This window comes from Achromobacter kerstersii (assembly GCF_902859595.1).
In the GTDB taxonomy this organism is placed as follows: Bacteria; Pseudomonadota; Gammaproteobacteria; order Burkholderiales; family Burkholderiaceae_B; genus Achromobacter; species Achromobacter kerstersii.
This window is the reverse complement of record NZ_CADIJQ010000006.1, coordinates 72,260-95,420: the sequence shown is the minus strand read 5'-3', so window position 1 is coordinate 95,420 and position 23,161 is coordinate 72,260. Positions and strand designations below refer to the sequence as shown.

At 64.6% G+C, this 23,161-nt stretch carries 21 protein-coding genes; 7 read left to right on the top strand and 14 right to left on the bottom strand.

Going from position 1 to position 23,161, the window contains the following annotated elements; translation table 11 throughout:
- Positions 1-94: 94 nt before the first annotated feature.
- Both HV765_RS18405 and HV765_RS18400 read left to right on the top strand, forming a co-directional pair.
- The gene (locus tag HV765_RS18405) at positions 95-949 is read left to right on the top strand and encodes a class II glutamine amidotransferase (protein WP_175170561.1); all 855 of its coding nucleotides are present in this window, start codon (positions 95-97) and stop codon (positions 947-949) included.
- A gap of 162 nt (positions 950-1,111) precedes the next feature.
- Positions 1,112-1,732, top strand: coding sequence for a hypothetical protein (locus HV765_RS18400; RefSeq protein WP_054421231.1), 621 nt, complete (start codon positions 1,112-1,114; stop codon positions 1,730-1,732).
- 99 nt (positions 1,733-1,831) lie between these two features.
- Here the strand turns inward: HV765_RS18400 and dapD are convergent, their stop codons facing one another.
- The 9 genes from dapD to HV765_RS18355 all read right to left on the bottom strand — a co-directional run bounded on the left by dapD (position 1,832) and on the right by HV765_RS18355 (position 12,607).
- Positions 1,832-2,809, bottom strand: coding sequence for a 2,3,4,5-tetrahydropyridine-2,6-dicarboxylate N-succinyltransferase (gene dapD / locus HV765_RS18395; RefSeq protein WP_054421232.1), 978 nt, complete (start codon positions 2,807-2,809; stop codon positions 1,832-1,834).
- A 1,116-nt stretch (positions 2,810-3,925) separates the two neighbouring features.
- Positions 3,926-5,056 (bottom strand): M20 family metallopeptidase, encoded by a 1,131-nt coding sequence (locus tag HV765_RS18390; protein WP_054421233.1) that lies wholly within the window; start codon positions 5,054-5,056, stop codon positions 3,926-3,928.
- A gap of 39 nt (positions 5,057-5,095) precedes the next feature.
- Entirely contained in the window at positions 5,096-6,001 is a 906-nt protein-coding gene (locus HV765_RS18385; RefSeq protein ID WP_054421234.1) for a prolyl oligopeptidase family serine peptidase, read from the bottom strand.
- Positions 6,001-7,011, bottom strand: a complete 1,011-nt coding sequence (locus HV765_RS18380; protein ID WP_054421235.1) for an ABC transporter ATP-binding protein — start codon at positions 7,009-7,011, stop codon at positions 6,001-6,003. The genes HV765_RS18385 and HV765_RS18380 overlap by 1 nt, the downstream gene beginning before the upstream one ends.
- On the bottom strand, positions 7,008-7,991 hold the full coding sequence (locus HV765_RS18375) for an ABC transporter ATP-binding protein (protein WP_054421236.1): 984 nt from the start codon (positions 7,989-7,991) through the stop codon (positions 7,008-7,010). The genes HV765_RS18380 and HV765_RS18375 overlap by 4 nt, the downstream gene beginning before the upstream one ends.
- Entirely contained in the window at positions 7,988-8,908 is a 921-nt protein-coding gene (locus HV765_RS18370; protein WP_054421237.1) for an ABC transporter permease, read from the bottom strand. Before HV765_RS18370 ends, HV765_RS18375 begins: the two co-directional genes overlap by 4 nt.
- A 6-nt stretch (positions 8,909-8,914) precedes the next feature.
- Positions 8,915-9,892: an ABC transporter permease gene (locus HV765_RS18365; protein ID WP_054421238.1), complete on the bottom strand. Its 978-nt coding sequence runs from the start codon at positions 9,890-9,892 to the stop codon at positions 8,915-8,917.
- Between the two features lie 45 nt (positions 9,893-9,937).
- Entirely contained in the window at positions 9,938-11,569 is a 1,632-nt protein-coding gene (locus HV765_RS18360; protein ID WP_175170560.1) for an ABC transporter substrate-binding protein, read from the bottom strand.
- Between the two features lie 66 nt (positions 11,570-11,635).
- On the bottom strand, positions 11,636-12,607 hold the full coding sequence (locus tag HV765_RS18355; RefSeq protein ID WP_175170559.1) for a M14 family metallopeptidase: 972 nt from the start codon (positions 12,605-12,607) through the stop codon (positions 11,636-11,638).
- A 194-nt stretch (positions 12,608-12,801) separates the two neighbouring features.
- On the opposite strand from HV765_RS18355, the gene HV765_RS18350 reads away from it, so the two are divergent.
- On the top strand, positions 12,802-13,725 hold the full coding sequence (locus HV765_RS18350; protein WP_175170558.1) for a LysR family transcriptional regulator: 924 nt from the start codon (positions 12,802-12,804) through the stop codon (positions 13,723-13,725).
- A gap of 47 nt (positions 13,726-13,772) precedes the next feature.
- Here the strand turns inward: HV765_RS18350 and HV765_RS18345 are convergent, their stop codons facing one another.
- The 3 genes from HV765_RS18345 to HV765_RS18335 all read right to left on the bottom strand — a co-directional run bounded on the left by HV765_RS18345 (position 13,773) and on the right by HV765_RS18335 (position 16,992).
- The gene (locus tag HV765_RS18345) at positions 13,773-15,386 is read right to left on the bottom strand and encodes an ABC transporter substrate-binding protein (RefSeq protein ID WP_054421241.1); all 1,614 of its coding nucleotides are present in this window, start codon (positions 15,384-15,386) and stop codon (positions 13,773-13,775) included.
- A gap of 406 nt (positions 15,387-15,792) precedes the next feature.
- Complete coding sequence (locus HV765_RS18340; protein WP_054421242.1) at positions 15,793-16,026, bottom strand: hypothetical protein; 234 nt, start codon at positions 16,024-16,026, stop codon at positions 15,793-15,795.
- A 120-nt stretch (positions 16,027-16,146) separates the two neighbouring features.
- On the bottom strand, positions 16,147-16,992 hold the full coding sequence (locus HV765_RS18335; RefSeq protein WP_175170557.1) for an NAD(P)H-hydrate dehydratase: 846 nt from the start codon (positions 16,990-16,992) through the stop codon (positions 16,147-16,149).
- A 116-nt stretch (positions 16,993-17,108) separates the two neighbouring features.
- Between HV765_RS18335 and HV765_RS18330 the strand changes: the two genes are divergently transcribed.
- Positions 17,109-17,942, top strand: a complete 834-nt coding sequence (locus HV765_RS18330) for an enoyl-CoA hydratase/isomerase family protein (protein WP_054421244.1) — start codon at positions 17,109-17,111, stop codon at positions 17,940-17,942.
- Positions 17,943-17,996: 54 nt separating this feature from the next.
- Here the strand turns inward: HV765_RS18330 and HV765_RS18325 are convergent, their stop codons facing one another.
- Together HV765_RS18325 and HV765_RS18320 are read right to left on the bottom strand one after the other, a co-directional pair.
- Complete coding sequence (locus HV765_RS18325) at positions 17,997-18,734, bottom strand: enoyl-CoA hydratase-related protein (protein ID WP_175170556.1); 738 nt, start codon at positions 18,732-18,734, stop codon at positions 17,997-17,999.
- The gene (locus HV765_RS18320) at positions 18,731-19,702 is read right to left on the bottom strand and encodes an NAD(P)H-dependent flavin oxidoreductase (RefSeq protein WP_054421246.1); all 972 of its coding nucleotides are present in this window, start codon (positions 19,700-19,702) and stop codon (positions 18,731-18,733) included. The genes HV765_RS18325 and HV765_RS18320 overlap by 4 nt, the downstream gene beginning before the upstream one ends.
- Positions 19,703-19,905: 203 nt before the next feature.
- Between HV765_RS18320 and HV765_RS18315 the strand changes: the two genes are divergently transcribed.
- The 3 genes from HV765_RS18315 (at position 19,906) to HV765_RS18305 (ending at position 23,111) form a co-directional block, all read left to right on the top strand.
- Positions 19,906-20,529 (top strand): TetR/AcrR family transcriptional regulator, encoded by a 624-nt coding sequence (locus HV765_RS18315; protein ID WP_054421247.1) that lies wholly within the window; start codon positions 19,906-19,908, stop codon positions 20,527-20,529.
- A 77-nt stretch (positions 20,530-20,606) separates the two neighbouring features.
- Entirely contained in the window at positions 20,607-21,755 is a 1,149-nt protein-coding gene (locus tag HV765_RS18310; RefSeq protein WP_054421248.1) for an acyl-CoA dehydrogenase family protein, read from the top strand.
- 126 nt (positions 21,756-21,881) lie between these two features.
- On the top strand, positions 21,882-23,111 hold the full coding sequence (locus HV765_RS18305) for a CaiB/BaiF CoA transferase family protein (RefSeq protein WP_054421249.1): 1,230 nt from the start codon (positions 21,882-21,884) through the stop codon (positions 23,109-23,111).
- The last annotated feature ends 50 nt before the right edge of the window (positions 23,112-23,161 follow it).

Sequence of the window (23,161 nt, the reverse complement as noted above, 5' to 3'; positions counted from 1 at the left end):
GAAAGGGGACACTATGCCGGGGCGTGGTCACGCAAGCTTGTAGAAAATTGCAGGTGGCTCCTACACTGGGCAGTCTGTCTTGAAGGAGCGCATCATGTGTCGTTGGCTGGCTTACACCGGTAGTCCCCTGCAGATGGAGAGTGTGCTGTTCAAGGCCAAGCACTCGCTGATCGACCAGAGCCTGCATTCGCGGCTGGGCGCGACCACAACGAATGGCGACGGCTTCGGGCTGGGCTGGTATGGGCGGCCGCAGGCTGATGTTCCGCCGGATGCGCCCTTCCGCTACCGCAGCGTGCACCCCGCGTGGAACGATCGCAATCTGCGCGAAGCCGCGCGTGCGATTCACGCATCCTTGTTTGTGGCGCACATCCGCGCGGCCACCGACACGCCCGCGCAAGAAACCAACTGCCATCCGTTCCGGCATGGACAGTGGCTGTTCGTGCACAACGGCCTTATCCGCGACTATCCGCTGCTGCGCCGTGACTTGATGCTGATGATTGCGCCGGCATACTTCGGGTCGCTGGAAGGGTCCACCGATTCAGAAGTCATGTTCCTGCTGGCGCTGACGTTCGGCCTGGAGGAAGACCCCATCCCCGCGTTGGCCCGCATGGTGGGCGCGGTGGAAGAGACGGGCCGCCGACACGGCGTGGCGCATCCCATCAACATGACCGTGTGCGCGCTGGATGGCGAACGGCTGATTGCGGTGCGCTATTCCAGCGAAGGCGATTCACGCACGCTGTTCCACAACACCTGCGTGCGGCATCTGCGCGAGCTCTATCCCGACAATCCGCAACTCGCGACGCTGGACGACAGCGCCTTCCTGCTGCTGTCTGAGCCGCTGAGCGAGATGCCCGGTGTGTGGGAAGAAGTGCCGGAGGCCACCGCGATCATCGCGGGCAGGGGAGATGTGACGCACTATCCGTTCATGCCGATCCCACCGGGTGAATGACGCATTTGCCCGTCTGGCAAGGTAATTGGGTCAAAAAAGGCCGAAAACGAGCGATATATTGGGGTCATCAAGCACGCCTCGCCCATATAGGGGAGAATGCGTGTCGCATGACTTTGCGACGTCCTGGGCCGCGAAAGCACCCCAACTTGATAAGGAAGTTGCATGACTGATAGCAAAACCCCGCAGGTCTCAGACGCATTGGCGGTGTTTACGCACACGGGGAGCGCCCCGGTTTGCTTTGAATTGCATGACAAAGGTGTGGTTCGCCAACAAGGCGACGCACGTCAATACACCGCGTTCGCGGATGTTCTGGACCTTTGCCTGTTCGCCTCCGGGCCGGACGCCACGGCAGGTTCCATCAACCAATTTGCCTACCGCACGCACGCGACGCAGGACTGGACCATTGTGTCCGGCGACGTCAGCGAGTTTGCCCAGTTCATGGATGCGTTCCGCTCGCGCTACGTCGCGCAACGCCTGCCGGTGCTGGAAGCTGCGATCGCGGAAGGCGAGCGTGTGACGTTCCGTTATATCGAGGCCGGTGAGTTCCCCAGCCTGCAAACGCAGGAATTGGCCCTGTCGGCCGAAGGCCTGCACATTGATGGCATGACCTGGTCCTTCGAGTCGCTGCAACGCATCGACCTGAACGATTGGACCGAGACGATCACGCTGCAAGACGACAGCGGCAAGACCGTGTTTTCGTGCCTGGGCACGCGGATTCTCAGCTCCGATCTGCTGGTGAACCTGGTGTACGACCAGTTGGGACAGACGGCGGAATACGCCTGAGCGGTACATCCCCGCAAGCGGCGTAACGGGCGCGCTTGATGTTCGGGAAATAAGAAAGGGCCGCTGACTTCGCGGCCCTTTTCCATTTGGACTTTCCGTTCAATGTCCGGAGTGCAGCGCCGGATTCAAGGTGCCCCACGCCGCCGTGCGCACCAGCGCTTCCACCGCGCCCGTCTGCGAGTTGCGGCGAAACAGCAGGCCATGTTGGCCGGCGAGTGCGGCGGCCTTCACGACGGCGCCTTCGGGCGTCAGCACGCGCGTGCCGGCGGTGATGTAGCAGCCAGCTTCCACGACGCAATCGTCACCCAACGAAATGCCGATGCCGGAATTCGCGCCCAACAGGCAGCGCTTGCCGATGGACACGACTTGTTTGCCGCCGCCCGACATGGTGCCCATGATGGACGCGCCGCCGCCGATGTCGCTGCCGTCATCGACGATGACGCCTGCACTGATGCGGCCTTCAACCATCGAGGCGCCCAACGTGCCGGCATTGAAGTTGCAGAAGCCTTCATGCAGCACGGTGGTGCCGGGCGACAAGTGCGCACCCAGCCGCACGCGCGCGGTGTCGGCAATACGCACGCCGGCAGGCACGACGTAGTCGGTCATACGGGGAATCTTGTCCACGCCGCGGATCTCCAGCGTTTGCCCGGTGGCGCGTAATTGCCAGCGCAGCGCATCCACTTGATCGACGGCGCAAGGGCCAACAGACGTCCATGCGACGTTGGACAACACGCTGAACAAGCCATCGAGGTTGGCGTCGTGCGGGCGGATCAGACGATGGCTGAGCAGATGCAGCCGGAGGTAGGCGTCATGCGCGTCGGCGGGCGGTTCATCCAGCGAGGCGATGGCGGTGCGGACCGCAACGATATCGACTTTGCGGCGGGTATCACGAATGAGCGCCGTCGGCACATGCTCGCCCAGCGCAGCACGCGCTTCTTCAGGCGTGAGATGACGCGTGCCAGCAGCGGGCGTGTGATCGGCCAGCGACGGGCGCGGATACCAGGTATCAAGGACGGAGCCATCGGAGGCTAACGTGGCAAGGCCGTAGGCGATGGCGCTGATGGGGGCGGCGGACATGATGTTTCGGGATGAGAGACGGATGGGGAATTCTAGGCGATGTGAATTCCTGGTGTCAGACTGCATATTAAATGGGCAGTCAGACTGCATTTATTTTCGGGGAGTCAGACTGCATTTTGTTCGTTGAGAGCGATCGGGGAAATGCAGTCTGACACCAAGATGATCAGGGAAATGCAGTCTGACTTCGGGATGGATATGCAGTCTGACTCTGGGATGGTTGTGTCTTTGGGGGGAGGGTCGTAGATCTTCGTAGGTCGCCCGTCGTCGGGGTGGGCGTGACGGCGCGCGCCCACGATTGCGGTCCGGAGCCTTCGCTCCGGACGTCCCCCTCGTCATCTTCGTCCAGGCCTTCGGCCTTCCCTTCAGATTCCCTCGGGCGCATCGAGGTTGCGCGCCGTCACGCCCACCCCGACGACGGGCTGCTGTCGTTTTGGTTCGTAGCGCTGCTAGGGTGTGCCTTAGTGACGAGTGCTGCGGGGCCCGCCGAGTGGCGGCCGCGCGGGCGGCCTTACTCGGCATACGCGGTGGTGGGCGTTTGCGCGGTGTTCGCTTTCGCGAATGTGGGGGAGTCGTTTGCTAGTGGTCCTCCCCGCACGTTTTTGGGGGGTAGAAGGGTGGCGCGCGTCCGGCACTGCCTTGCGCGTGCCGACCCATCGCGCGCCACCGCACCGGAGTTCAACGGGTGACCGTGCCTCGCGGGATGGATGACGCGCGGCAAGCCATCAAGAAGAACCTGTGCAATGCCGCCACACGCGAAGCGAACACCGCGACGACGTCTCACCACGCGTAAGCCCCCAAAGGCCGCCCGCGCGGCCGGCCGGGGGCGGGCCCCGCAAGATCTTCCACCACCCAAAACCCGTGGTGAGAACCTCAAGAACCCTGATCGCCCCAGCTGACGTCAGATTGCAACTACCAGAGCCCGTGAGGCCGGCGCCCTGGGGTGCGCGGGGCGTCGATAAGCCCGAGGGAATCCGAAGGCAGTTGCCGCAGGCAACAACGAGGATGACTACGGGGCAGTCCGGAGCGAAGGCTCCAGACCGCAATCGTTGCCCCGCGCACCCCAGGGCACCGGCCTCACGGGCGTCTAAAGAACCAACACCCGCCAACAGAAAACCCTTAAGCCAATTCCTTCAACAACAATTCCCAAAACTTCAACCGCTGCTCCAACGTCGACACCAGCACATACTCATTCAACGTATGCGCCCCATCCCCATCAGCACCCAATCCATCCAGCGTCGGAATCCCCATCGCTGACGTAAAGTTGGCATCGCTGCCACCCCCCGTCATCGGCGCGTCTTCCAGCAGGAAGCCGGCCCGATCCGCATAACCCTGCACCAGCGCCAGCAGTGCCGACGCTGCTTCCGTCTTCACCATCGGGGGACGATTCAGTTCCACGTTGATGTCCAGTTCAACGTCCGGACCCACCGCACACAACTCACGCATCCGGCGCAGCACGTCTTCGGCGGCCCCCATGTCCGGCACGCGGAAGTCCACCACGCAACGGCACAGGGCCGGCACGGTGTTGGTCACGGTGCCGCCTGCGATCGTGCCCACGCTGACCGTGATGCCGCGGTCGTAGTCGGTCATCGCTTCCAGCGCCAGCACCTGGTGCGCCATTTCGCGGATTGCGCTGCGGCCTTTCTCGTGCTGCATGCCGGCGTGCGCCGGGCGGCCCTTCACGTTCAGGTTCAGCATCCCCGTGCCCTTGCGCGCCGTTACGCACTTGCCGCCGTTCGGGCGGGCCGGTTCGCAGACCAGCGCGTACTTGGCGTTGGCGGCAAAGCGTTCGATGTGCACGCGCGAAGCGTGGCTGCCGGTTTCTTCGTCGGGCACCACCAGGAAGTCCACCGGCAGTTGCGTTGCGCCGGGGCGCGCCACGCCGGCCAGCGCCGTCAGCGCCAGGTAGATGCCGGCCTTCATGTCATAGCTGCCCGGGCCGTAGAGGCGGTCGCCGTCGATGCGCACCGGGTTCTCAAGCAGCGTGCCCACCGGATGCACCGTGTCCATGTGCGCCAGGATCAGGATGCCCGGGCGCGTGTCGCCCGGCGCGCGGTTGGTCGCGTACAGCAGCGGGCCCGTGGTGGGGCCCAGCGACGACAACTCCACGGTCAGGCCGGCAGCGGCTGCGTAGTCGGCGATGATGCGCGCCATCGCGGCGATGCCGTCGGGGAAGTTCGACGGCGACTCGCATTGCAGCCAGCTTTGAATGCCAGCGACGATCTGTTCAGTGCTCTGAGTGTTGGACATGGCGGTATCGGGTTTCAGCAATGAAAAAAGAAAGGGCGATCAGGCGACCTGCTGGCCAGCCAGGCGGGCCAGTTCGGCGTCGTCGGGCATCTTGCCGTCGAACCACAGGCTGGCGCACACGGCCGACATGGCGCGGCCGTCGTGGCCGATGCCGGGCACCACTTGCAGCGTCCAGCCGAACGGCACGCCGCGGCGCTCGGCTTCCTGCTTGCCGAACTCGTAGTAGTTCTTGGCGCGCGCAAAGCGGTGCGGGCCTTGGCGCATGGCGGCGGGCTCGGCGGGCAGGTTGGGGTCGTCGGTGGCGATGTCCTGGTCGCCCGCCAGAATCGTCATCGGATAGGCCAGCAGCTTCACCAGATGCTCTTCGGTCAGGCCGACGCCATCCATGCCTTCGGGGAACGGGTGATCGAACGTGGGCAAGGTGTACCAGCCGGGGTTGCCGGCCGTGACCGCCTTGAACGGCGCGTGCGACTGGCTGCTCATCAAGCGGTGCACGAACTGGCCGCCGGCCGAATGGCCGAACAGGTAGACGTTCTGGCCGTCGGTGATTTCACCGTCGATCATGTCTTTGATGACGTTGCCCACCAGCGCATACGTCCAGCCGTCGATGTGGCGCGGATTGCCGCCCGCCGAGAACACGCGGCCGTTGTTGTAGCTTTCAACGCCAGGCCAGATTTCGTTCGAGAACGTCAGCGCCACGATCAGCAGCTTGTGCTTGTCGGCGGCTTCAACCCAGAAGTCGCGGTATTCATCGCCGTTGCGCAGCACGCCGTGCTGCACGATGACGACCGGGCGGTCCGGTGTGTAGCCGTAAGGGCGGTACGTTTGCAGCTTGAAGGGACGATCCGAATTGCGGTCTTCGTCGATGTACTGAATGGTGTTGCGGCCCGCATGGCCCATTTCGATGGCGATGCGGTCCACATTGGACATGTCGGAGGGTTTCATCAGGCGCTCGCTTCGTTCAGGTGACAGGCCGACCAGTGGCCCGCCGAGATTTCTTTCAGGACCGGCGCCTGCTCGCGGCAGCGCGGCATGGCGTGGGGGCAACGGGGGTTGAACGTGCAGCCCGGGGGCGGGTTCAGCGGCGAGGGGATTTCTCCCTTGATCGGCGTGAACTTGCGGCCGCGGCGGGCCACGTCCGGTACCTCGGCCATCAAGGCCTGAGTGTAGGGGTGATTGGCGCGCGCGAAGATCTCGGCCGACGTGGAAATCTCCACGATCTTGCCCAGATACATGATCGCGACGCGGTCCGAGATGTGCTTGACCACACCCAGGTCATGGCTGATGAACAGATACGTAAAGCCGTGCTGTTCGCGCAAGTCCATGAACAGGTTGATCACCTGCGCCTGGATGGACACGTCCAGCGCGGCCACGGGCTCGTCGCACACCAGGAACTTCGGCGCCACCATCAGCGCGCGGGCGATGCCAATGCGCTGGCGTTGGCCGCCGGAAATCTGGTGCGGGAAACGGTCGCGGTATTCGGCGTCCAGGCCCACTTCCTTTAGCGCCTGGTCAATGCGCGCCGGGATCTCGGCAGGCGGCGCCAGCTTGTGGACCTTCAGCGATTCGCCCAGGATCTGGCGCAGGCGCTGACGCGGATTCAAGGACGCTTGCGGGTCCTGGAAAATCATCTGCACGCCCAGCGTATACGCCAGCTTTTCGGCGCCGCGCAGGCGCACGGCGTCATGGCCTTGATACAGCAGTTCGCCTTCGGTCTGGCGGTGCAGGCCCGCAACCACGCGGCCCAGCGTGGACTTGCCACAGCCGGATTCACCCACCAGGCCAACCACTTCGCCGCGCTTGATGGACAAGTCCACGCCATTGACGGCATATACCGTGCGGCGGTCAATGGGGCGGCCGGTCAGGGCCAGGATGCGTTGGGCCAGGTCGGGTCGCTGCTCGAAGCGCTTGTGGACGTTCTTGAGCTCGATGACGGGAGTATCGGCTTGGCTCATGCTTGCTGTGCCTCGCGGGCTATCGGCACGTAACAGCGGTAGCTGCGCGGACCTTCGGTGGTAACGGAGGGGGCTTGTTCGGTGCACCGGGGGATAACCTTGGTGCAACGCGGACGGAAGGCACAGCCCGACGGGCGGCCCGCCAGGCTGGGCGCCATGCCGTTGATCTGATGCAGGCGCGCGCCGGGTTGCGTGGCGCCGGGCATCGAATCCAGCAGGCCCTTGGTATAGGGGTGGCGCGGCGATGCCAGCACCTGTTCAACCGGGCCGCTTTCAACAATGCGGCCGGCATACATCACGGCCACGCGGTCGGCCAGTTCGGCCACCACGCCCAGATCGTGCGTAATCCAGATAAGCGCCGTGTTGTGTTCGCGGCAGATCTCTTGCATGCGGTAGAGAATCTGGCCCTGGATGGTGACGTCCAGCGCAGTCGTGGGTTCGTCGCAGATGATGAGATCAGGCTTGTTCAGCATGGCGATGGCGATTGCCACGCGCTGACGCATGCCGCCCGAGAACTCGTGCGGGTAGCTCTTCAAACGCTTTTCAGGCGCAGGAATACCCACCATCGCCAGCGCTTCGCGGCAGCGTTCCTCGGCCTCGGCGCGCGATACGTTCTCGTGCGTGAGGATGGCTTCCATCATCTGCTCGCCGATGCGCAGCACCGGGTTCAGCGTCATCAGCGGGTCTTGGAAGATCATGGCGATGCGGTTGCCGCGCAACTGGCGCATTTGCTCTTCCGTGAGCTTGCGCAGGTCGGTGCCCTTGAACTTCACTTCGCCCTCCACGACTTCCCCGGGCGGGTCGATCAGACCCAGCAGCGAGAAGCCCGTGACGGATTTGCCGGAACCGGATTCACCGACCAGGCCCACGATTTCGCCGCGGCGGACAGTCAGGTCGACACCGTCGACCGCCAGCCACGCGCCGGCTTCGGTATGGAATGCAGTGCGCAGGCCGCGCACATCAAGAAGAATGTCGCTCATGCTCGTCGCGGGTCCAGGCTTTCACGCAGGCGGTCGCCCACGATGTTGATGGAAAGGATCAGCAGCAGCAGGGCAATGCCCGGGAACAAGCTGATCCAGTAGTCGCCCGACAGCAGGTATTGGAAACCGTTCGAGATCAAGAGGCCCAGCGACGGCTCGGTGATCGGTACGCCTACGCCCAGAAAGGACAGCGTGGCTTCCAGCGCAATGGCGGTGGCGATCTGAATGGTGGCGAATACCATGACGGGGCCCAGGCAGTTGGGCAGCAGGTGAAACGCCATGATGCGCCAGGCCGGAAAGCCCAGGTTGGCGGCGGCTTCCACGTATTCCTTGCGGCGCTCTTGCAGCGCGCGGCTGCGCATGATGCGGGCGTAGTGGCCCCATTGCACCAGCACCAGCGCCAGAATCACCTTGTCCACGCCCCGCCCCAGCACCACTAGCAGCACCAGCGCCACGAGAATGGTCGGGAAACCCAGGATGAAATCGACGATGCGCATCAGCACGGTGTCGACCAGGCCGCCGACATAGGCGGCGATCAGGCCGACCGCGCCGCCGATGGCGGTGGCCAGCACGACGGCGGACAGGCCCACCATCAGGCTGATACGCAGGCCATACAGAATGGCGCTGAGCATGTCGCGGCCCTGGTCGTCAGTGCCGAGCCAGGCGATGCTGCCGTCCATGAAAGCTTGGCGCGGCGCCAGGCGGCCGTCCAGCAGCGACAGGTTGGCCAGGTCATACGGGTTTTGCGGCGCGAAAAAGGGTGCGAACACCACCAGCACCACAAGGATGGCCAGCGCGATTGCAGAGCCGCGCACCGTGGGGCGCGCACGCAGTTTCTTCAGAATGGAGGCGCGCTGCGGCGTCTCAGCCAGGGGCTGGACGGTGCGGGTGCGGCCGGGATTGGGAGAGTTAGCCATGGCGGATTATTGAGCGGGGGTCACGAGCTGCACGCGCGGGTCGAGCGCGGCGTACAGGATGTCCACAACCAGGTTGATGACCACGAAGATCAGGGTGACCAGCATCACGTATGCGACCACTACGGGGCGGTCCAGCTGGTAGATGCTATCGATCAGCAGCTTGCCCATGCCGGGCCACGCGAACACGGTTTCGGTGATGGTGGAGTAGGCGATCAGGCTGCCGAACTCCATGCCGATCACGGTCACAACCGGGATCAGGATATTGCGCAGGATGTGGCGGCGCACGATGCGTCCGGGCTTCACGCCCTTGGCGCGCGCGAATTTCACGTAGTCCTGGCTGCGCGCTTCGACCACACCCGAGGCCGTCAGCCGCAGCACCAGCGCAATGTTCGCCAGCGCCAGGTTGATGGCCGGCATGATCAGGTGCGACCAGCCGTTGGCGGTCAGGATGGACAGGCGCACGCCCAGCACGGTGACGGTGTCGCCGCGGCCCGTGGCGGGCAGCCATCCCAGCCAGACGGCGAACAACAGGATCAGCATCATGCCCTGCCAGAAGTTCGGCAGCGAAAAGCCCAGCACCGACGTCGACATGATGCCGCGGCCCAGGTAGTCATCGCGGTACAGGCCAGCGACCAGACCCAGCGGAATCCCGATCACACAGGTCAGCATGATGGCCACGAACACCAGTTCGAACGTGGCGGGAATGCGTTGCACGATCAGTTCAACGGCGGGGATGCCGTGCACGAAAGACGTGCCCAGGTCACCGTGCAGCGCGCGCCACAGGAACCCGGTGTATTGCTGCCACACGGGCAGATCCAGGCCCAGGCGGGCGATCATCGCCTCGCGCGCGGCCTGACTGGCTTCGGGGCTGACCAGCAGTTCAATCGGGTCGCCCACGGCATACACCGCGAAGAAGACCACGACCGAAACGGCCAGCAGTACGAACAGACTCTGGATCAGTCTGCGTAGGATGAACAAGGCCACGTGATGATTTCCTTGGTGGGCTCAGGGTTGCTTGGCGCCGAGTGCTTACTTGGCGGGTTTGGCCGACATGGCCAGGGTGTACTGATCGGCCCGGCCTTCGTAGACCAGCCCCTTCTTGAACGCCCAGATGCTGCTTTCGAAATGCAGGGGAATGCTGGGCAGGTCAGCCAGTGCAAGCGTCAGCGACTGTTGCAGCAGCTTTTCCCGTTCGGCGGGGTCCACGGTGACCAGGGCGCGCTTGAACACGGCATCGAACTCGGGGTTGTCGTAACCGCCGTAGTTGCTCGTGCCCAGGCCATGCTCTTTGTCGAACCGGGTAACCCAGTATTGTAGGAAAGACGAGGCCTCGCCGGTCTCGGACGACCAGCCGCCCATCGCGAAGCTGAATTCGCGCTTGGCGCGCTTGGGGAAATACACCGATCGCGTCATCGCGTCCACGGTCGTCTTGATGCCCACGCGCGACAGGTATTGCGCCACGGCTTGCGAGATCTGGGCGTCGTTGATGTAGCGGTCGTTGGTGGACGAGATGGCCAGTTCAAAGCCGTTGGGGTAGCCGGCGTCCGCCAGCAGCTTCTTCGCGCCTTCGGGGTCGTACTTCAGTTCCGGCGGGTGCGGCAGCGTGCCGAACATGCCGTCGGGCAGGAACTGGTTGGCGGGTGTGGCGGCGCCGTCCATGATGCGGGCGGCGATGGTCTTGCGGTCGATCGCCATGGAAATGGCGCGGCGCACGCGCACATCCTGCAAGGGGTTTTTGCCGTCGGCGGCCTTGACCGTGGGGCTGGGGCTGCGGGCCACATCAAACTGGAAATACACCACGCGCACCGACGGCGTGATCACATGACCGAAGCCCGGCGTTTCCGAAATACGCTTCACGTCGCGCGCGGCGGGGTTTTCGATCAGGTCGAAATCACCGGCCAACAGACCCGTCAGGCGCGGGCCGGCGGCCGGCACCGGGATCAGCTTGACCGTCTGCCAGGCGGGCTTGTCGCCCCAGTAGGCGTCGTTGCGGGTGAGCTCGATGCCCGTGCCCTTCACGTAGGACTTCAGCGTGTAGGGGCCGGTGCCGATGACGTCGCGGCCATTGTTGAAGTCGGCCACCGTGGGCCAGGGGCCGGTCACGCCGCACTTGTTCTTCAGGTCGAAGGTGATGGGGCCGTGCTCGACGATGCCGCTCCACAGCATGCCCGTGCGGGTCAGGTCGTTGGGCAACAGCGGGTAGGGCTTGTGCGTCTTGATGACCAGCTTGTTGCCGTCGCGTGCTTCAACATTGGCGAATTTCTGCACGATGGCCGGGTACGAACCGCCAATGGACTGCTCGTTGTTCATCACGCGGCAGAACGTGAAGATCACGTCCTGGGCGGTGAAGGGCTGGCCATTGGAGAACTTGGCGCCGTCGCGCAGCGTGAATTCCCAGGTGGTGTCGTCCACCGACTTCCAGGCGGTCGCCAGGCGCGGAATCAGGTCCATCTTGGCGTTCTGGCCAATCAGCGTTTCGAACATGTGCGAGGTCATCGCATCGTTCGGCGTCGCCTGGTGATAGTGCGGGTCCATCGAGGTCGGCTCGGACGACAAGCCGATCTTCAGTGTGGAGCCGGCTGCGGGCGCCTGCGCCTGGGCGGCGGAGGCGGCCAGCGTACAGGCCAGTAATGCGCTGCGTAGGTAAACCTTGGCGGACATGCTTTTCCCGTTGTTATGGATGTTTCCGGCGGCGCCTCGTTGGTGGGCGCCGCTCGTTTGCTTGAATCAGACGATGGGTTGCGCCAGCCGGACGACGGTCACGCCGGGCCGCAGATTCGCAGTGGACGGCATGATCAGGACGCAGTTGTCATAGGGTGTGACGACGGGCTCGCCTTCGGACCAGCCGATGACGGTGCCGGCGGCGGCCAGCGTTTCCAGGCCCTTCCAGGGCTGGGCGAAACGGAAGTCGGCGCTTTTGGCGGCGACGGCATGCGTGACGCGCAAGGCGCGCTGGGTGGAGGCGGCGGGCACGAACCAGTCCGCGGGCAAGTCTTCGCTGTCCAATGTGCCAGCTTCCACCAGGAAGCGCGCCATCTGGTCGACCGCCACGCCGCGCGCTTCGGGCGCGCCGTGGAACCCGCATTCGATCAGCAGCGAACGCGTGCCGTTGTCGCCGGCTTCGCCAAAACGGCCGTAGTCGCGCATGCGCACGCCCGCAGCGTGGCCCGCGTCAGCAATGATGGTGGCGGGGTTGCCCAGCGCCAGGGCCAGGTCGATGTTGCGTTGTTCCATGCCGGTCAGTTGCAGCGGCACATCGGAATTGCTCATCGAGTGAAAGTCCAGCAGCCAGTCGGCCTGTTCCACCCAGGGGCGAATTTCGGCGGCGCGGCGGCGTTCCTGGCTGATCGGCAGGCTGAGCTTGTCGTCGCTCCAGACGCGGTTCATGTCTTCGTCGACGAAGCGCGCGGGGGCGTAATTGGTGGAGTCAAAGCGGTCGAACGCCGCCAGGTTGCAGAACGCCAGGGTGAGCGCGCCGCGGCGCGGACGCAGCCCGGCGGTCAACGCTTCTTTCAGCGCCCAGGCGCCGCACAGTTCATTGCCATGAATCAGCGCGCTCAACATGACGCGCTTACCCGGCACGCCGGAGTCAAAATGCCAGACACCGAGGGTATCCGTATTGCCCAAGCGTTCTGCCGACAGATCCGGACAGGCAAGAAGAAAAGGGCGCGGATGGGCCGCGGGGGTCGACGTGGGCATGGGAACTCCGATGAAGCGAGGGGATTGTATAGGGGATAGACGTCTAGGGCTTCAATCGCGCGCCAGTAAGACGCGGTCCCGGCGAATTCTAGGAGCTTGGGAGCTTTCTCTACAATTAGAATATTTATCGGCGGCTTTGCATAAAAGGCAAAGCTTGAGCGTTGGATGACCTGCGTCGCAACCGAGGACGGAACGTGCACGGCATTGCCTTGAAGTATTTTCTGGAGGTGGCCCAGGCGGGCAGCCTGAGCGGGGCGTCCGAACGCCTGCATGTGGCGGTGTCGGCCATCAGCCGGCAGATCGCCAAGCTTGAGGAAGAGGCTGGCGCACCGTTGTTCGAGCGCGCCGCCCGGGGGATGGTGTTGAGCGAAGCGGGCCAACTGCTGCTGGTGCACGCCCGGCGCACCATGCTCGAGGCCGAGACGGTGCTGCAAGAGATAGCGGCGACCAAGGGCGTGGCCCGCAACGAAATCCGGGTGGCGGCGGTAGAAGGCGTGGCGCGTATTTTTGTGCCGTCGGTGATGGCGCGTTTCCGCCAGGAACGGCCCAACATCCGCTTCGACCTGTTCGTGGGGTCGCCCGCCGAAGTCAGCCGCAAGGTGGCCGAAGGCAGCGTCGAGCTGGGCATGACCTTCATCGCCGAGCGCACAGAAGGGGTCAGCGTCCGCTATTCGCGCCGCGCGCCGGTGCACGCGGTGATGGCGGCCAACCACCCGCTGGCGGGCCGGCGCAGCGTCAGCCTGCAAGATCTCAGCCAGTTTCCGCTGGCGCTCACCGGGCCAGGCACCACCACGCGGCAACTGTTCGACATGGGCTGCGCGCTGGAATCCGTGCAGATGGAGCCCGTGCTGACGTGCAACGATTCCTCGCCTTTGCACGGCTTCGTGTTCGGATCGGACGCCATCATGTTGAGCGGCTATATCTCGGTGGCGTGGAGCTTGCGGCGCGATGAGCTGGTGGCCGTGCCCATTTCCAACGCCGAATTGCAGTCGCGCACCTTGCAGATCCAGGTCATGCCGGGCCGCGTGCTGCCGCCGAAGGCGGAGGCGTTCATTGATCTGCTGTCACGCGAGCTGGACCAGGCCCTGGCGGCTGGCCCGGTAGCGGCGAAGGCATAAAAAAACGGCTGCCCGAAGGCAGCCGTTGTTCGTTCAGGCGGACCTGATTACTTCTTGTCGGGCGTCACCGAGGTGGCCAGCGTGTACTGGTCGCGGCGGCCTTCGTACGTGATGCCCTTGCGGAAAGCCCAGATGCTGCTTTCGAAGTGCAGCGGGATCAGCGGCACGTTGTCCAGGGCGATCTGCGTGGATTGCTGCAACAGCTTCTCGCGCTTGGGCGCGTCCACGGTCACGATGGCTTCCTTGTAGACCTTGTCGAAATCGGCATTGGAGAAGCCGCCGTAGTTGCTGGTGCCCAGGCTGGCGGGCGAGTCGAGCGACGCCACCCACAGCTGGAACAGCGCCGAGGCTTCACCCGTTTCCGCCGGCCAGCCGCCCATCGAGAAGCTGAACTCGCGCTTGGCGCGCTTGGGGAAATAGATGGAAGCCGTCATGGCGTCCACGTTGGTCTTGATGCCGACGCGGGCCAGGTACTGGGCCACGGCTTGGGCGACTTGGCCGTCGTTGACATAGCGGTCGTTGGTGGACGACAGCGTCAGTTCAAAGCCATTCGGGTAGCCGGCTTCGGCCAGCAGCTTCTTGGCGCCTTCCGGGTCGTACTTGATTTCCGGAGCCTTGGGCAGCGCGCCGAACATGCCGTCGGGCATGAACTGGTAGGCCGGGGTGGCCATGCCGTCCATGATGCGGGCGGTGATGGTCTTGCGGTCGATGGCCATCGAAATAGCCTTGCGCACACGCAGGTCCTGCAGCGGGTTCTTGCCGTCGGCGCTCTTGACGAATGGGCTCGGGTTGCGGCCCACGTCCGGCTGGAAGAACACCAGGCGGGTGGACGGCGTGGCCACGAAACCGAACTTCGGGTTGTCCTTCAGGCGCGGCAGGTCGCGGGCGGCGGGGTTTTCGATCATGTCGAAGTCACCGGACAAGAGGCCCGTCAGGCGCGGGCCGGCGGACGGCACCGGCACAAACTTCACTTCCTTCCAGTACGGCTTCTCGCCCCAGTATTGTTCGTTGCGGACCAGCTCGATGCCGGTGCCCTTCACGTAGGACTTCAGGGTGTACGGGCCGGTGCCGATAGCGTCTTTGCCGTTGTTGAAGTCAGCCACGGTGGGCCAGGCGCCCGTCACGCCGCAACCCTTCTTCGGGTCAAACGTCAGCTTGCCGTGTTCGACGATGCCGTTCCACACGATGGGCAGCGAGCGGGCCAGCTCGGCGGGCATCAGCGGGAAGGGCTCGCCAGTCTTGATGATGACGGTGTGCGCGTCCGGCGTTTGCACGTCGGTGATGCGCTTGGTCATGTCCATATAGGACTGCGACACGTTGGTTTCGTTGTTCAGCGTGCGGCAGATCGTGAACAGCACGTCTTCGGACGTGAACGGCTTGCCGTTCGAGAACTTGACGTCATCACGCAGCTTGAACTCCCAGGTCAGGTCGTCCAGGTTTTTCCAGGACTTGGCCAGTTGGGGCGTCAGTTTCATGTCGGCGCTACGGCCCACCAGAGAACTGTAGACGTGCGCGGAGAACGCGTCGTTCTGCGTCATCTTGTGATAGTGGGGGTCTGCCGAAGTGGGTTCGGCCGACAGGCCGATCTTCAGCGTCTGGGCTTGGGCGGCAGCCAAGGGGATGGCGGCGGCCACAAGGGCCAGGGTGGTGCGCAACTTCATGGTGACAACTCCGGATGGATAACGAACCGGATCGTGCTTGCGTGAAAACCACCGGGGCCGGGCGGACAGCAGGTGTCGGCCACAGAGCTCAGGGTGTGTTGGCGCCAGGCACGACGGCAAGGGGCCGATTATCGGTAGGGGCTTCGCGCGCTGTCAATGAAGAATGGCAATCCGGGCGCTAGGGAAAACGCCGAGAGGATGCGGAGATTGCGGGGGAAGTGAGGGCGCCGCGGGGGCCTCGCAATGCTTCAAAGCGAGGCCGGCGCGGCGCGATGGCGCCAGGTGAGGGTCGGGCGCCGAAGGTCCGTTGCAAGGGGCGCTTGGGCCAGCAAGCGGGCGTTGCAACGGCAGCGCGCCGGGCGAAATCGCGGGAGATCGTTCGCGATTCAGCCCAGCGCAGCTGTGCTTACCACTGAGAGCCGGAGAAGCGCGAGCTGGCGGCGCGGGCCTTGTTCATCGATTCGTTCACTTCGTCGATGAAAGCAAAGACGCCAGCAACAGCGGCGATCACGGCTTGGCCAGCCTTCTTCAGGTTGGTCAGCGGGTGGGAATTCGGTTGGTTTTCGAGGGCGCCGCGAAGCAGGTCACGTTCGAGGGCGTCGGTCAGGCGGGCAGTGTGGTTCAAGGTCAGTTCGCTCATGGTCTTCTCCAGTCCGTTTCGTCTTGGGGTAATCCATTATAGGGATAACCCTAAATAGAAAGCAACGACCATTTCAGGGAAAACCCTAGTATGTTGTAAAAATGTTTATTTGGCAGGGACTTAGCGCGGGTTCCGCAGGGCGCGGGCGGCATCTGCGAGCTCGCCTGCCGTCAAACCGATAGGGCCGATGCCTTGTGCGACCAGGGCGTCGGCGGCGGCGCCATGCAGCCAGACGGCGCCCGCGACCGCCTGATCCCAGGGCAGCTTTTGCGCAATCAACGAACCCAGCATGCCGGCCAATACGTCCCCGGTTCCGGCGGTGGCCAGGCCCGGGTTGCCACTGGTATTGATGCGCGTGGAGCCATCCGGCGCGCAGACGATCGTGCCTGCGCCCTTCAACACCACCCAGCACTGATAGCGCTGAGCCAGCTTCCACGCCGCGCCCGGCCGGTCGGCCTGGACGTCGGCGGTGCTGATACCTAATAGGCGGCCGGCTTCGGCAGGGTGGGGGGTGAGCACGACGGGGCCCTCGCCCCAGTTGGGCTGGACATCCCCCCAGGCCAGCAGGTTTAGCCCGTCGGCGTCCAGCACCAGCGGCGCCTCCCGGCGCAGCACGAACAGTTCGGACAGCGTGTTGGCCGCCAGCGCGCCCGTGCCGATGCCGCAGCCCGCGACCCAGGCGGTTACGCCCAGGTCTTCATCCAGCAATGAGCGCGCATCCCGCAGCATCAGCTCGGGCTGCTGCGGGTCGCAGGGCAGCGGGGATGTTTCCTGCGCAAAGCCGACCAGCACCTTGCCCGCACCGATCTTCAAGGCGGCGCGTGCCGCCAGCAACGCCGCGCCCGCCATGCCCGGCCCGCCGCCCACCACGCCAACCGTGCCAAAACTGCCCTTATGCGTGTCCGCCTCCCGGGGGGAGAACAGGGCAGAAAGCGCGGCGCGGTCGATGGGGGCGGGGGTGTTCATTGGCTGAGGCTCCGAAGGGACAACGGCAAGGTGGGGGCCGATCTATCCACTATAGTGCGCAAAAACACGCCGGCCTTCAGGCCCGCCCCACTGCGAAAGACAATGCGGAGAAGACAATGACAGATATCACGCTGCAACATTATTCGGCCTATGAATCCCTGAAGTTGCGCCGGCATCCCGGGGGCGTTCTGGAGCTGATCATGGGCGCCAAGGGCGGCCAGCCGGGCAAGTTGTCCACGGCCGATGACCGCATGCACCGCGAACTGGCCGACATCTGGCGCGACATCGACACGGACCCGGACACTCGCGTGGTGGTGATCCGCGGCGAGGGCAAGGGCTTCTCGGGCGGTGGCGACCTGGACTTGGTGCAGCAGATGGCGGATGACTTCGACGTGCGCACCCGCGTCTGGCGAGAGGCCCGCGACCTGGTCTACAACATCATCAACTGCAACAAGCCCATCGTGTCCGCCATGCATGGCGCGGCCGTGGGGGCGGGGCTGGTAGCGGGCTTGCTTGCCGACATCTCGATTGCCGCACGCGACGCGCGCATCATCGACGGCCACACCCGCCTGGGCGTCACGGCAGGCGACCACGCCGCCATCGTCTGGCCGCTGCTGTGTGGCATGGCCAAAGCCAAGTACTACCTGATGCTGTGCGAAACCGTCACGGGCGAAGAAGCCGAGCGCATCGGCTTGGTGTCGCTGTGCGTGGACGAGGCCGAACTCATCACCCGCGCGTTCGAGGTGGCCAACAAGCTGGCCGCGGGTTCGCAGACGGCGATCCGCTGGACGAAGTACTCGCTGAATAACTGGTTGCGCATGGCCGGGCCGACGTTTGATACGTCGTTGGCGCTGGAATTCATGGGCTTTGGCGGGCCGGACGTGAAGGAAGGGGTTAAGTCCTTGCGCGAACGTCGGGCGCCGAATTTCCGGCCGGATTCGCCGTTTTAAGGTGATGGGTTGCGCGCCTCAGGCCGCGCGCAACCCATCATCACTTCGCCATCATCACTTCTTAAAGAACTTCGCAAACGCCGCTTGCGCTTCGTCTGTTTGCAAGCGGGCGCGGAATTGCTGGGCTTCGTAGTCCAGCGTTTCCTGAATCGCCTGACGATCCGCCCGTTTCATCATGGCCTTGGTCAAGCGCAGCGCGGCGGGCGGTTGGCGGGCCAGATCCGCAGCGGTCGCCTGAGCGGCCGCCAGCGCCTGGCCTTTTTTCGTGACCGACGTGGCCAGCCCGGCCTCGTGCGCGTCTTGCGCGGTAAAGGCCTTGCCCTGCAACAGCCATTCGGCTGCGCGGCGGCCGACCAGTCGGGGCATCAGCAGGCTGGATGCGCCTTCCGGGCACAAGCCCAGCGCCACGAACGGCATGCGCAAGGTGGCGCCGTCGCCGATGTGAACAAAATCGCAGTGCTGCAATAAGGTCACGCCAATGCCGATCGCGTAGCCCTCGACCGCGGCGACGACCGGCACCTCGGCCGTGGTCAGTGTGCGCAGGAACGTCAGGCCGGCGCTGTCGCCCGCGCCGCGCTCCGCCTGGAAGTCGCGCAGGTCGTTGCCGGCCGTGAAGTGTTCGCCCGCGCCCGTCAGGATCACGGCGGATACGGACTGATCCGCCGATGCCTGCACGATCTGTTCTGTCAGCGCGGCATAGGTCGCCGTGTCCAGTGCGTTACGACGGTCCTGGCGGTCGATCGTGAGAGTCAGAACGGCGCCGTCGCGGGCAAGCTTCAGGCCCGCGCTCATGCGTACGTCCGGCTGGCCAGCCGGGCCTTTGCGTCGTCGTACTCGCGGCGCAGCGTGTCGACGATCTTGCGGGTGGGTTCCACGCTCGCGATGCCGCCCACGCCCTGGCCCGCGCCCCAGATGTCCTTCCAGGGCTTCACGCGCGAAGATCCGAAGTTGGACGCGCCGCTGTCCGGCTGTGGCAGGTTGGCCGGGTCCAGTCCCGATGCGGTGATGCTGGCCTTCAGGTAGTTGCCCGGGATGCCGGTGAAAAAGGGCGTGTACAGAACGTCGGACGCGCTGGCCTCGACGATGGCTGACTTATAGCCTTCGCTGGCGTTGGCTTCCTCGCTGGCGATGAAGCGCGTACCCATATAGGCGAAGTCCGCGCCCATGGCCAGCGCGGCGAGCACGTGCTCGCCGGTGGTGATGGCGCCCGACAGGATCAGCGGGCCGTCGTAGAAGCGGCGCACTTCGGACACCAGCGCGAACGGGCTCAGCGTGCCTGCGTGGCCACCGGCGCCCGCGCACACCAGGATCAATCCGTCGACCCCCGCTTCCAGCGCCTTTTCGGCATGGCGCAGGGTGGTGACGTCGTGGAATACCTTGCCGCCCCAATCGTGCACGCCTTTGACCAGATCGCCGGGCGCGCGCAGGCTGGTGATGATCAGCGGCACGCGGTGGCTGGCGCACACGGCCAGGTCTTGCTCCAGGCGGTCGTTGGACTGGTGAATGATCTGGTTGACGGCAAACGGCGCCACAACGGCGCCGGGGTTGGCTTCGCGGTGCGAGGCCAGACCCGCCTGGACTTCATCCAGCCAGTCGGTCAGCAGGCTTTGCGGACGTGCGTTCAGCGCGGGAAAGGACCCGACGATGCCGCTCGTGCACTGGGCGATGACCAGTTTCGGGTTGGAGACGATGAACATGGGGGCGCTGATGACCGGCAGGGACATCTGGCCATACAAATCTGTCACGAGAGAGTGGGGCATAGCGTCGTCGCGTTGTGTCCAGGTCAGTCCAGAAAAGGCGGGCCTGCATTCAGGCTTGAGCACCCAAGGCGGATGTGCCTATAATTACCTACCGACCGTCCGGTAATTAATTAATCTTTATTTAACGGCATGCGCCGAACCGCTGTCAATCCACGCCGCGTGCTGGTTGACCGCTTCCGTCGCAGCCCCCTGTAAAGGCTGTCATGGCGACCTCCGCCCCTCCCGCCCAAAAGCGCGCCCGCGCCGGCCGGCCCCCCACGCTGGTCGCGCCGCGCGAACGCATTCTGGAAGAAGCCGCCAAGCTGTTCGCCCAAAGCGGTTACGACGGCAGTTCCGTGTCGGATCTGGCCGCCGCCATTGGCGTGTCCAAGGCGGCCATCTATCACTACTACACCACCAAGCAGGACATTTACGACGCCATCATCCTGGGCGTGCTAAGTGGGCTGACGCAGAACGTGGGCCAGGATGTGGCTGATGCCGACGGCGCCGCCGCGCGCTTGCGCGCCTTCATGGTGGGCCACGCCCGCTACTTCGAACAGCACCATGCTGAATTCGTCACGATGCTGATTGGTTATTCCGGCATGGCCCTGCCCGAACGCGAAGACGCGGCCCGGCTGCGCGACGGCTACGAAAAGCGCCTGCGTGAACTGATTGCGCAGGGCGTGGCCGACGGCGTATTCCGGCCGCTGGATGTGGCCGCCACGGGCCGCGCCGTGTTGTCCATGCTGAATTGGATGGTGCGCTGGTACAAGCCCGGCCAGGGCGACAGCGCCGAAACCATTGCTGCCGGTTATTTCGATTTATTGGTTGGCGGCATGCGCGCCTGACGCGCCGCCGCCCATGTTCCGTACTGAACCTTCCGTACCTGTCCCCCCGATTCGCTCCTCTTCCTGAGACTTCCATCATGGCCCTCGACACCGAAACCCTGAACCTGTTGCTGGACGCCGTGCGCCGCTTTGTGCACGAACGCCTGATCCCCGCCGAAGACGAGCTTGCCGAGAGCGGCCAGGTTCCGCCGGCCATCGTCAACGAAATGCGCGAACTGGGTTTGTTCGGCCTGTCGATCTCGCCTGACTTCGGCGGCCTGGGCCTGACGATGGAAGAGGAAGTACGCGTGGTGTTCGAACTGGGCCAGACCTCGCCCGCGTTCCGTTCGCTGGCCGGCACCAACATCGGCATCGGCTCGCAAGCCATCGTGCTGGCAGGCACCGACGAGCAACGCGCGCGCTACCTGCCCAAGCTGGCCAGCGGTGAACTGATTGGCTCGTTCGCCCTGACCGAGCCGGACGCCGGTTCCGACGCCATGGCGCTGCGCCTGTCCGCCGAACGCGACGGCGACAGCTACGTGCTGAACGGCACCAAGCGCTACATCACCAACGCGCCCATCGCCGGCTTGTTCTCGGTCATGGCGCGCACCGCACCCGAGCGCCGCGCCAATTCGATTTCGTGCTTCCTGGTTGAAGCGGGCACGCCCGGTCTCATCATCGGCAAGCCCGACAAGAAAATGGGCCAGGCCGGCGCCTTGACCAGCGACGTCGTGTTCGACAACTGCCGCGTACCCGCCAGCGCGTTGTTGGGCGGCGAAGAAGGCAATGGCTTCAAGACGTCGATGCGCGTGCTGGACAAGGGCCGTCTGCATATCTCGGCGCTGTGCGTGGGCATTGCCGACCGCCTGCTGTCGGACGCCGTCAAATACGCCATGGACCGCAAGCAATTCGGCCAGCCCATTGCAGAATTCCAGCTGATCCAGGCGATGATCGCCGACAGCCAGGCCGAACTCTATGCCGCACGTTGCATGGTGCTGGACGCCGCCCGCATGCGTGACCGCGGCGAGAACACCACCATGCAAGCTGCATGCTGCAAGCTGTTCTCGACCGAAATGGTGGGCCGCGTGGCCGACCGCGCCGTGCAGATCCACGGCGGCGCGGGCTACATGTCCGAGTACGCCGTTGAACGCTTCTACCGCGATGTGCGCCTGTTCCGCATCTTTGAAGGCACCTCGCAAATTCAGCAGCTGGTGATCGCCCGCGAGACCATCAAGGCGCATTCCTGAGGCGGCAGCACGCGGAAATCCGGGTTTAGTGTCCAAACGGCTAATATCCGGATTGACGAATTGGTGCTCCGGGCGCGACCCTAGCGGTCCGCCGTTTTCATTTCTCATCTAGCGAAAAGAACACAGATGTCGCAACGTCCCGCTCCCCTTACCGGCATACGCGTGCTGGACCTGACCCGCGTGCTGGCGGGCCCCTGGTGCACTCAAAACCTGGCCGATCTTGGCGCCGAGGTGATCAAGATCGAACGCCCCGGCTCGGGTGACGACACGCGCGCCTGGGGGCCTCCGTACCTGAAGGACGAAGCGGGCAACGACACCACCGAAGCGGCGTACTACCTGTCGGCCAACCGCAACAAGATGTCGGTGGCGCTGGACATCGCATCGCCGCGTGGCGCCGAGCTGGTGCGCGAACTGGCGCTGCAAAGCGACATCCTCGTTGAGAACTTCAAAGTTGGCGGCCTGAAAAAATACGGGCTGGACTACGAAAGCCTGAAGGCCATCAACCCGCGCCTGATCTACTGCTCGATCACCGGCTTCGGCCAAACCGGCCCCTACGCCAGCCGCCCCGGCTATGACTTCATGATCCAGGGCATGGGCGGGCTGATGAGCATCACCGGCGAACGCGATGACCTGGCTGGCGGCGGCCCGCAAAAGGCGGGCGTGGCCGTGGCCGATCTGATGACCGGCATGTATTCCACCGTGGGCATTTTGGCTGCGCTGCTTGAGCGCGCCAACAGCGGCCAGGGTCAGCACATCGACATGGCTTTGCTGGACTGCCAGGTCACGATGCTGGCCAACCAGAATCTGAACTTCATGACGTCCGGCGTCGCGCCCAAGCGCGCGGGCAACGCGCATCAGAACCTGGTGCCGTATCAGGTGTTTGCGGCGGCCGATGGCCACCTGATTGTGGCGGTCGGCAACGACAGCCAATTCCGCAATTACTGCGGTGCGATCGGTCTGCCCGAGTTGTCGGCGGACCCGCGCTTTTCAACCAACCCGCAGCGCGTGAAGAACCGCGCCGAGCTCGTGCCGCTGTTGGCCGAGCGCATGGCCACAGGCGCGCGCGACCACTGGCTGGCTGCGCTGGAAGGCGTTGGCGTGCCGGCCGGCCCGATCAATACGCTGGACCAGGTCTATGAAGACCCGCACGTGCTGGCGCGCGGCATGAAGCGCGAGCTGCCGCATCCGGCCGCCGGCCGCGTGCCGATGGCGTCAAGCCCGCTGAAGTTCTCGGACAGCCCGGTGGAATACCGCCGTCCGCCGCCCATGCTGGGCGAGCACACCGCACAGGTCCTGGCTGAAAAGCTGGGCCTGTCGGCCGAAGAAATCCAGGCGCTGGCGCAGACCCAGCCCTGACCGGAAACGGGGCGGCCAGGCGCCGCCCCGTTTTCCTTGCGCCCCGCCAC

Bases quoted from the DNA above. Each gene is read 5' to 3' on its own strand.
- HV765_RS18405 (WP_175170561.1), top strand. From the start codon at position 95: ATGTGTCGTTGGCTGGCTTACACCGGTAGTCCCCTGCAGATGGAGAGT.
- HV765_RS18400 (WP_054421231.1), top strand. From the start codon at position 1,112: ATGACTGATAGCAAAACCCCGCAGGTCTCAGACGCATTGGCGGTGTTT.
- dapD (WP_054421232.1), bottom strand. From the start codon at position 2,809: ATGTCCGCCGCCCCCATCAGCGCCATCGCCTACGGCCTTGCCACGTTA.
- HV765_RS18390 (WP_054421233.1), bottom strand. From the start codon at position 5,056: ATGTCCAACACTCAGAGCACTGAACAGATCGTCGCTGGCATTCAAAGC.
- HV765_RS18385 (WP_054421234.1), bottom strand. From the start codon at position 6,001: ATGAAACCCTCCGACATGTCCAATGTGGACCGCATCGCCATCGAAATG.
- HV765_RS18380 (WP_054421235.1), bottom strand. From the start codon at position 7,011: ATGAGCCAAGCCGATACTCCCGTCATCGAGCTCAAGAACGTCCACAAG.
- HV765_RS18375 (WP_054421236.1), bottom strand. From the start codon at position 7,991: ATGAGCGACATTCTTCTTGATGTGCGCGGCCTGCGCACTGCATTCCAT.
- HV765_RS18370 (WP_054421237.1), bottom strand. From the start codon at position 8,908: ATGGCTAACTCTCCCAATCCCGGCCGCACCCGCACCGTCCAGCCCCTG.
- HV765_RS18360 (WP_175170560.1), bottom strand. From the start codon at position 11,569: ATGTCCGCCAAGGTTTACCTACGCAGCGCATTACTGGCCTGTACGCTG.
- HV765_RS18355 (WP_175170559.1), bottom strand. From the start codon at position 12,607: ATGCCCACGTCGACCCCCGCGGCCCATCCGCGCCCTTTTCTTCTTGCC.
- HV765_RS18345 (WP_054421241.1), bottom strand. From the start codon at position 15,386: ATGAAGTTGCGCACCACCCTGGCCCTTGTGGCCGCCGCCATCCCCTTG.
- HV765_RS18340 (WP_054421242.1), bottom strand. From the start codon at position 16,026: ATGAGCGAACTGACCTTGAACCACACTGCCCGCCTGACCGACGCCCTC.
- HV765_RS18335 (WP_175170557.1), bottom strand. From the start codon at position 16,992: ATGAACACCCCCGCCCCCATCGACCGCGCCGCGCTTTCTGCCCTGTTC.
- HV765_RS18330 (WP_054421244.1), top strand. From the start codon at position 17,109: ATGACAGATATCACGCTGCAACATTATTCGGCCTATGAATCCCTGAAG.
- HV765_RS18325 (WP_175170556.1), bottom strand. From the start codon at position 18,734: ATGAGCGCGGGCCTGAAGCTTGCCCGCGACGGCGCCGTTCTGACTCTC.
- HV765_RS18320 (WP_054421246.1), bottom strand. From the start codon at position 19,702: ATGCCCCACTCTCTCGTGACAGATTTGTATGGCCAGATGTCCCTGCCG.
- HV765_RS18315 (WP_054421247.1), top strand. From the start codon at position 19,906: ATGGCGACCTCCGCCCCTCCCGCCCAAAAGCGCGCCCGCGCCGGCCGG.
- HV765_RS18310 (WP_054421248.1), top strand. From the start codon at position 20,607: ATGGCCCTCGACACCGAAACCCTGAACCTGTTGCTGGACGCCGTGCGC.
- HV765_RS18305 (WP_054421249.1), top strand. From the start codon at position 21,882: ATGTCGCAACGTCCCGCTCCCCTTACCGGCATACGCGTGCTGGACCTG.